Raw genomic sequence first — 7633 nt, forward strand, 5'->3', positions numbered from 1 at the left:
ACACTGTCTGGCGGGGGGTTGCGCTGGTCTTCATCAAAATGAGGTGAAGGCTAGCGCATGTACCGTAAGGGGCGACGGTCTTGCATCACGACATCACCATGGTCACACTGGCTAGACTCTCCCCAGATAAGAACAGACCAAAACCTCGCTTCAACACCACCAACCAACAACACAAAACAACACCACACTAGCGAGTTTTAACTTCGACGAAGGGCGGACGCACCACTTCGCACTCGACAGCGTGGCCGCGGACATCGACGATGATTTGCTGCCCGTCCTGCACCGCGGTCTCGCTGTCGATTAATGCCAATGCGATACCGACCTGCAACGTCGGCGAAAACGTTCCCGACGTGGTGACCCCGACCGGGGTATCACCGGCACGCACCATCAGCCCAGGCCGCAAGACTCCCCGGCCAACCATCCGCAGGCCTCGCAACAGCCGTCTCGGCCCCGCCGCCTTCTCGGCCAGCAGCGCACTCCGGCCAAAGAACGCGTCCTTCTTCCAGCCGACCGCCCAACCGCACTGGGCCTGCAGCGGCGAGATGTCCAGCGAAAGTTCATGTCCATGCAGCGGATAGCCCATCTCGGTGCGTAGCGTGTCGCGCGCGCCCAGGCCAGCCGGCTCTCCGCCCGCGTCGGCCACCGCGGCAACCAACGCGTCAAACACGACACCCGCTGACTCCCAGGGCGGCAGCAGTTCATAACCGTGCTCGCCGGTATATCCAGTGCGGCAGACACGCACTGGCACCCCCGAATAGAAGGTGTCGGCATATCCCATGTAATCCATGTCGGTCGGCAGACCCAGCCTACCAAGCACGTCCATTGATCGAGGCCCCTGCACCGCCAGCATCGCGTGAGAGCGATGCTGGTTAGCGATGGTCAGGCCGATCGGCGCGACCGCCTGCAATGCGTTTACCACCGCTGCGGTGTTGGCGGCGTTAGGCACCAAAAAAACCTCGTCGTCGTCGACATAGTAGGCGATCAGGTCGTCGATGACGCCACCGGATTCGGTGCAGCACAACGTGTATTGAGCCTTGCCCGGCCCGATGCGGCCCAGGTCGTTGGTGAACGCGGAGTTAACGAACTGCGCAGCGCCCGGCCCACGAACTAACGCCTTGCCGAGGTGGCTGACGTCAAACAGGCCGACGGCGTTGCGGGTCGCATTGTGTTCGCTAACAGTGCCAGTATACGACACCGGCATCAGCCAGCCACCGAACTCGGCGAAACTCGCACCCAACTCGCGATGACGATCTTCCAGCGGTCCCTTGAGCAGATCCGGCACATCGGTCACGGCGTACCACCCTAATCCGCCACGGTTGGCAAGCTAATCCCTGCCTCGGTGACTAGGGTGATTGCCCGTGACCACCAATCTGGGTTACCAAAGTCCTGTCGTCCATGTCGCCACGTCGCTGCCAAAACGTGATGTCAGTTGTTCGGTATTGATCGTGCCAGTCGTTTCAGCCGGCGACGGTGACAAGTCCAAAGACCGGCCGGGTGCGGTAGTTGCTGCGGCCGAACCGTTCCTGACCGCAGCTGCAGTCGCCGAAATCGAGACCGGCCTGCGCGCGCTGAAAGCCACAGGTGACAGCGAACAAGTGTACCGGCTAGTGGCACCATCGCTGCCAGTGGGCAGCGTGTTGACGGTCGGCCTGGGTAAGCCACAGTCGGAGTGGCCCGCAGATACGATCCGTCGCGCCGCCGGTGTGGCGGTGCGGTTGCTCGGCAACGCGGAGGTGGTTATCACCACGCTGACAGAACTGCCCGGTGAATCCGGCGCCGACATCTGTTCGGCCGTAGTTGAGGGGCTGATACTAGGCAGCTACCGGTTCACCGACTTCCGCAGTGGCAAAACCGCGCCGAAGGACAACGGGTTGCGCAAGATCACTGTGCTAACTAGTGCAAAAGACGCGAAGAAACAGAGTGCGCACGGCGCCGCGGTGGCGACCGCGGTTGTCACCGCCCGCGACCTTGTCAATACTCCCCCAAACCACCTGTTTCCTGCCGAATTTGCAAAACGTGCAAAAGCTTTGGGCGAATCCGCTGGTCTCGAAGTGGAGGTGCTCGACGATAAGGCGTTGCATAAGGCCGGCTACGGTGGAGTGATCGGCGTCGGCCAGGGTTCGTCGCGGCAGCCGCGGCTAGTGCGGCTGATTCATCGGGGATCGCGGTTGGCCAAGAACCCCGAAAAAGCTAAAAAAGTGGCCCTGGTCGGGAAGGGTATCACCTTTGACACTGGCGGCATCTCGATCAAACCAGCGGCATCGATGCACCATATGACCTCGGATATGGCTGGGGCCGCGGCGGTCATCGCAACCATCACGCTGGCCGCACAGCTGGAGCTGCCGATTGACGTGATCGCCACCGTACCAATGGCCGAGAACATGCCTTCGGCAACAGCACAGCGGCCGGGCGACGTACTGACGCAGTACGGCGGAATCACGGTCGAGGTGCTCAATACCGACGCTGAGGGCCGGCTCATCCTGGCCGACGCCATTGTTCGGGCCTGCGAAGACAACCCGGACTACCTAATAGAGACGTCCACGTTAACCGGTGCACAGACGGTGGCGTTGGGCGCCCGCATACCCGGGGTGATGGGCAGCGACGAGTTCCGCGACCGGGTGACCGAGACCTCGCAGCGGGTGGGCGAGAACGGCTGGCCGATGCCACTGCCCGACGAACTCAAGGACGACTTGAAATCGACGGTCGCTGACCTGGCCAATGTCAGCGGACAACGTTTCGCTGGCATGCTGGTGGCCGGGGTGTTCCTTCGCGAATTTGTCGCCGACGGAGTGGCTTGGGCGCACATCGATGTGGCCGGCCCGGCATACAACACCGGCAGCCCGTGGGGATATACACCCAAGGGCGCCACCGGCGTGCCCACCCGGACCATGTTCGCAATGCTCGAGGACATCGCCGACCACGGATAACCGCTTCGCCGACGACCACGCTGGCGGTATGCGAACAAGATCACCCTCGAGCGCCCCCGTCTGCCTCCGGCCGCAAACCAGGTTAAACCATTCGTATCCGCGCGATACTACGCACGGCCTGCGGCAGCACGCGGGAAATGCTGTAGAGCGCGTAGGCTTCTGGCGAGACCGGGCGAATTGGTTTGTTCTTTTTGATCGACGATAAGATCGCGTCAGCTACCTTTTCGGGTCCGTAGCGGCGCAGCCTGAACATCCTATCCAACTGGTCCCGTCGATCCCCCACCCGCTCTTGTTGTACCGCCGGCACGTCGATGCGTGTGGCTTGGATGATGTTGGTATCAATGACTCCGGGACAGATGGTGGTAAGCTTCACTCCCGCGGCGTTGAGCTCGGCCCGCAGACAGTCAGAGAACATGTAGGTCGCCGCCTTGGAGGTGCAGTAAGCGCTCAGCGACTGCGACGGTGCGTAGGCCGCCATCGATGACACGTTGACGATGTGCCCACCGGTGCCGCGCTGCACCAGGCGCCGCCCGAATGCTCGGCAGCAGTTCACCACCCCACCGAGATTGATCTCCAGCACCCGGTGGAACTCCTCGGCCGGGGTGTCTAGAAACCGACCCGCCTGCCCGACACCCGCGTTGTTGACCACAATGTCGGGGACGCCATGCTCGGCGCTGATCTGCTCGGCGAATGCTTCGACCGCCACTGCGTCAGCCACGTCGAGCACATAGGGGTAGGCGATGCCTCCACCTTCGACGATCTGCGATGCAGTGTACTTGGCAGCGGCCCCGTCGATATCGCTGACAATCACCTCGGCACCCTCGCGTGCGAAGGCGAACGCGGTCTCGCGACCGATCCCGCTGCCGGCGCCGGTGACCGAAACCAGAGTGTCTCCGAACGACTCGCGGGGTCGTCCGACCTGCGCACGCAATAGCGCACGGCTCGGCTGTTTGCCGTCGACCAGGTCGGCAAGGTCGTGCACCGCCGCTGCCATCACCTGCGGGTGCGACATCGGTGAAAAGTGACCGGCTTTGATATCGCGTCGCCACAGCCGGGGCACCCACCGCGCGGTCGCGTCGTAGCCGTAGGGTCGCACATACCGGTCGACGGTATTGACGATTAGCTGCACGGGCACGTTGACTACCGGGATGTCCTTGCCGCGTCGAATGCCGGCGAACGATCGAAAACAGTTGGCGGGGTAGGTTTTCACCGAGTGCACGGCATCCCTGGCCAAAGTATCGGAGTGATGAATCTGATCCGTGGGAATATTGTCGACCATCGTACGCCGAATCGCCGCACTCGACAGTGCGATCCGCAGAACTATCGGCGACAACACCGGTATCGAAAAAAGCGCCATATAGATCAACCTGGAAAGCTGGCTGATCGCGCGCACGAAAGTACGCGGGCACCAGGGCCGCCGCAGACCGCTCAGGATGTAGTCAACCAGCTGGTCCTGGCTGGGGCCGGACACCGAGGTGAAGGAGGCAACACGGTCGCTGGCACCGGACCGACTCAGATACTCCCACACACCCACCGAACCCCAGTCGTGAGCCAGTACATGCACCGGCTGGTCGGGGCTCAGCTCGCCGATCACCGCGGCGAAATCGTCGGCGAACCGGGCCATGGTGTACGCCGAAACGGGCTTGGGCACCGATGACTGGCCGACACCACGATTGTCGCAACGGATGATTCGGAACCGCTTGGCCAACAGCGGAACGACACCATCCCACAACACATGTGAATCGGGAAAGCCGTGCATCAGCACGACGATCGGGCCCTTAGGTTGGCCATCTTGGTAGACAGCGAGGCGGACACCGTCCGAGCTCTCGACGAACTGATGGGGCACCTTGTGTATCGACTGCGTTGCTGGCATCCGACCTCCGCCTACCGCCACCTGCTGTAAGACCTGCTGCGACTTTCAGTCACCACACGCTATCAAGACCGTTGCACTACTCTGCGTCCCGCCGCATGCACGCCCTGGGTACGTGACGCCGAAGGTGCAATGACAGGATAGTTTTGACATCCACTGGGTTCCATGCCCGGTGCACCACAGTGTGGTAAGCCAGATGTCGACCTGCTCCTACCATGAGCGATCGAGGAGTCAAAACAGTATGGCCTTCTTCGTCCAGATGCCGGCCCTCGGTGAAAGCGTCACCGAGGGAACGGTTACCCGCTGGCTAAAACAGGAAGGCGACACGGTCGAACTCGACGAGCCACTCGTCGAGGTGTCGACCGATAAGGTCGACACCGAAATCCCCTCGCCTGCCGCGGGTGTCCTGACCAGAATCATCGCCCATGAGGACGACACCGTCGAGGTAGGCGGTGAGCTTGCCGTCATCGGCACGCTTTCCGCGGTCGCACCTGCGCCCCAGCCAAAACTTGAAGCCCAACCCGAACCCGCAACGTCATCCCAACCGGTGGCGTCGACCCAACAGCCTTCCGGAGCAGCAACCGGGACACCGGTGTTGATGCCCGAGCTTGGCGAGTCAGTAACCGAGGGCACGGTGACTCGCTGGCTCAAAAAGATCGGGGACTCGATCCAGGTTGATGAGCCGCTGGTCGAGGTATCGACTGATAAGGTGGACACCGAGATCCCGTCACCGGTGACCGGCGTTTTGGTCAGCATCAGCGCCGACGAAGACGCGACCGTACTGGTTGGCGGTGAGTTGGCACGAATAGGCGTTGCTCTCAACAGCAAAGCCGCCCCCGCGCCGAAAGTCAAACCCGCATCACCTCGGCCGCTAGCGGCCGAGGTGGGACCTAGTGGCGCTCCTTACGTGACCCCGTTGGTACGAAAACTCGCCACCGAAAACAACATCGACTTGGCCAAGGTGACAGGAACCGGTGTAGGCGGTCGCATCCGTAAGCAGGACGTGCTGGCCGCGGCTGAGCAACGGAAACATCAGCAGGAACCACCACCCACACAGGTCGTGTCGACCTCCACACTACTAACAGCCGCTCCCCCTCCAGCAGCCACGTTAGCCTACTTGCGGGGCACCACCCAGAAAGCCAGCCGGATTCGCCAGATCACCGCGAAAAAGACCCGCGAATCCCTGCAGGCCACGGCGCAACTTACCCAGACCCATGAGGTCGACATGACCAAAATTGTGGGGTTGCGAGCCAAAGCCAAGACGGCGTTTGCCGAGCGTGAAGGCGTGAATCTGACCTTTCTGCCGTTCATCGCCAAGGCGGCGATCGATGCCCTCAAGATTCACCCCAATATAAACGCCAGTTACAATGAGGACACCAAAGAGATCACCTATTACGACGCCGAACACCTCGGCTTCGCCGTCGACACAGATCAGGGCTTGCTCTCCCCCGTTATCCATAACGCTGGTGATTTGTCGCTGGCCGGATTAGCCCGCGCAATTGCTGATATCGCCGCTCGAGCCCGGTCGAGCAACTTGAAACCCGACGAGCTGTCCGGTGGCACGTTCACCATCACCAACATTGGCAGCCAGGGCGCGTTGTTTGACACACCGATCCTGGTTCCGCCGCAGGCCGCGATATTGGGTACCGGGACAATCGTAAAACGCCCGCGAGTGGTCGTCGATGCTAGCGGCAACGAGTCGATCGGGGTCCGCTCAACTTGCTATCTGCCACTTACCTATGACCACCGACTGATCGACGGCGCCGATGCCGGACGTTTCCTCACCACCATAAAGCAACGGCTCGAAGAGGGAGCGTTCGAGGCCGACCTAGGGTTTTAGGAGGAGCGTGCTAACGTGGCTCAAGCTGGTCGTAAGGCGGTTGTCGCTATCGCGGGTTCGTCCGGCCTGATTGGCTCTGCTTTGGCCGCGGCGCTGCGCGCTTCCGACCACCTGGTGCGGTGCATCGTTCGTCGGACACCGACGAACGCCGAGGAACTGCATTGGAATCCTGAGAGCGGCGAGTTCGACGCCGACGCACTGGCCAACGTCGATGCTGTCGTTAACCTGTGCGGGGTCAACTTGGGTCAGCGTCGATGGTCGGGTGCCTTCAAGCAGAGTCTACGGGACAGCCGCATCACTCCGACTGAAGTGTTGTCTGCCGCGGTCGCCGAAGCTGGTGTCGCTACCTTGATCAACGCCAGTGCGGTGGGCTACTACGGAAATACCCGGGACCGCGTGGTCGACGAACATGACCGAGCAGGAACAGGTTTCCTGGCCCAGCTGTGCCAAGATTGGGAGGCTGCCACGCTGCCGGCCCAATACGCCGGCACCCGTGTGGTGTTGGCCCGCACCGGCATGGTGCTAGCCTCAACAGGCGGTGCACTGCGTCGAATGAGACCGTTGTTCTCTTTCGCCCTAGGCGCCCGGATAGGCAACGGTCGTCAGTACATGCCCTGGATTAGCCTCGAAGACGAAGTGCGGGCACTGCTATTCGCCATCTCACACCAATCACTTTCCGGCCCAATAAACCTGACCGGGCCCACACCCGTCACCAACGCCAAGTTCACCGCCGCATTCGGCCGCGCAATCAATCGTCCGACTCCGTTAATGCTGCCCAGCTTCGCGGTGCGGGCCGCCCTCGGAGAGTTCGCCGACGAAGGACTGCTCATAGGTCAGCGCGCCATCCCCTCCGCGCTGAAACGTGCTGGTTTCAAGTTCCACCACAAAACCATCGATGAGGCGCTTGGTTACGCGACCGCCCGATTAGACCAGTAGTACTTTTAACTCGCTTTGTCTGTGTTTGTGTGGTTGTGGTGGGGGTATTTGTTTGGCGGT

At 61.6% G+C, this 7633-nt stretch carries 5 protein-coding genes; 3 read left to right on the plus strand and 2 right to left on the minus strand.

Going from position 1 to position 7633, the window contains the following annotated elements; genetic code table 11:
- Positions 1–187: 187 nt before the first annotated feature.
- Positions 188–1291 carry a glycine cleavage system aminomethyltransferase GcvT gene (gene gcvT / locus MUBE_RS14310; protein WP_116541047.1) on the minus strand — a complete coding sequence of 368 codons (1104 nt, stop codon included), beginning with the start codon at positions 1289–1291 and terminating at the stop codon, positions 188–190.
- A 67-nt stretch (positions 1292–1358) separates the two neighbouring features.
- Here gcvT and MUBE_RS14315 point away from each other — a divergent pair, with 67 nt between their 5' ends.
- On the plus strand, positions 1359–2927 hold the full coding sequence (locus tag MUBE_RS14315; RefSeq protein WP_116541048.1) for a leucyl aminopeptidase: 1569 nt from the start codon (positions 1359–1361) through the stop codon (positions 2925–2927).
- A gap of 82 nt (positions 2928–3009) precedes the next feature.
- Here MUBE_RS14315 and MUBE_RS14320 read toward each other — a convergent pair whose 3' ends face one another.
- Positions 3010–4800: an SDR family oxidoreductase gene (locus MUBE_RS14320; RefSeq protein ID WP_116541051.1), complete on the minus strand. Its 1791-nt coding sequence runs from the start codon at positions 4798–4800 to the stop codon at positions 3010–3012.
- 238 nt (positions 4801–5038) lie between these two features.
- Here MUBE_RS14320 and sucB point away from each other — a divergent pair, with 238 nt between their 5' ends.
- Positions 5039–6637, plus strand: a complete 1599-nt coding sequence (gene sucB, locus MUBE_RS14325) for a 2-oxoglutarate dehydrogenase, E2 component, dihydrolipoamide succinyltransferase (protein WP_116541049.1) — start codon at positions 5039–5041, stop codon at positions 6635–6637.
- Positions 6638–6652: 15 nt separating this feature from the next.
- Positions 6653–7573, plus strand: coding sequence for a TIGR01777 family oxidoreductase (locus MUBE_RS14330; RefSeq protein WP_116541050.1), 921 nt, complete (start codon positions 6653–6655; stop codon positions 7571–7573).
- Positions 7574–7633: the final 60 nt, after the last annotated feature.

It is taken from the genome of Mycobacterium uberis (assembly GCF_003408705.1).
Taxonomy (GTDB): Bacteria; Actinomycetota; Actinomycetes; order Mycobacteriales; family Mycobacteriaceae; genus Mycobacterium; species Mycobacterium uberis.

Bases quoted from the DNA above. Each gene is read 5' to 3' on its own strand.
- sucB (WP_116541049.1), top strand. From the start codon at position 5,039: ATGGCCTTCTTCGTCCAGATGCCGGCCCTCGGTGAAAGCGTCACCGAG.
- MUBE_RS14320 (WP_116541051.1), bottom strand. From the start codon at position 4,800: ATGCCAGCAACGCAGTCGATACACAAGGTGCCCCATCAGTTCGTCGAG.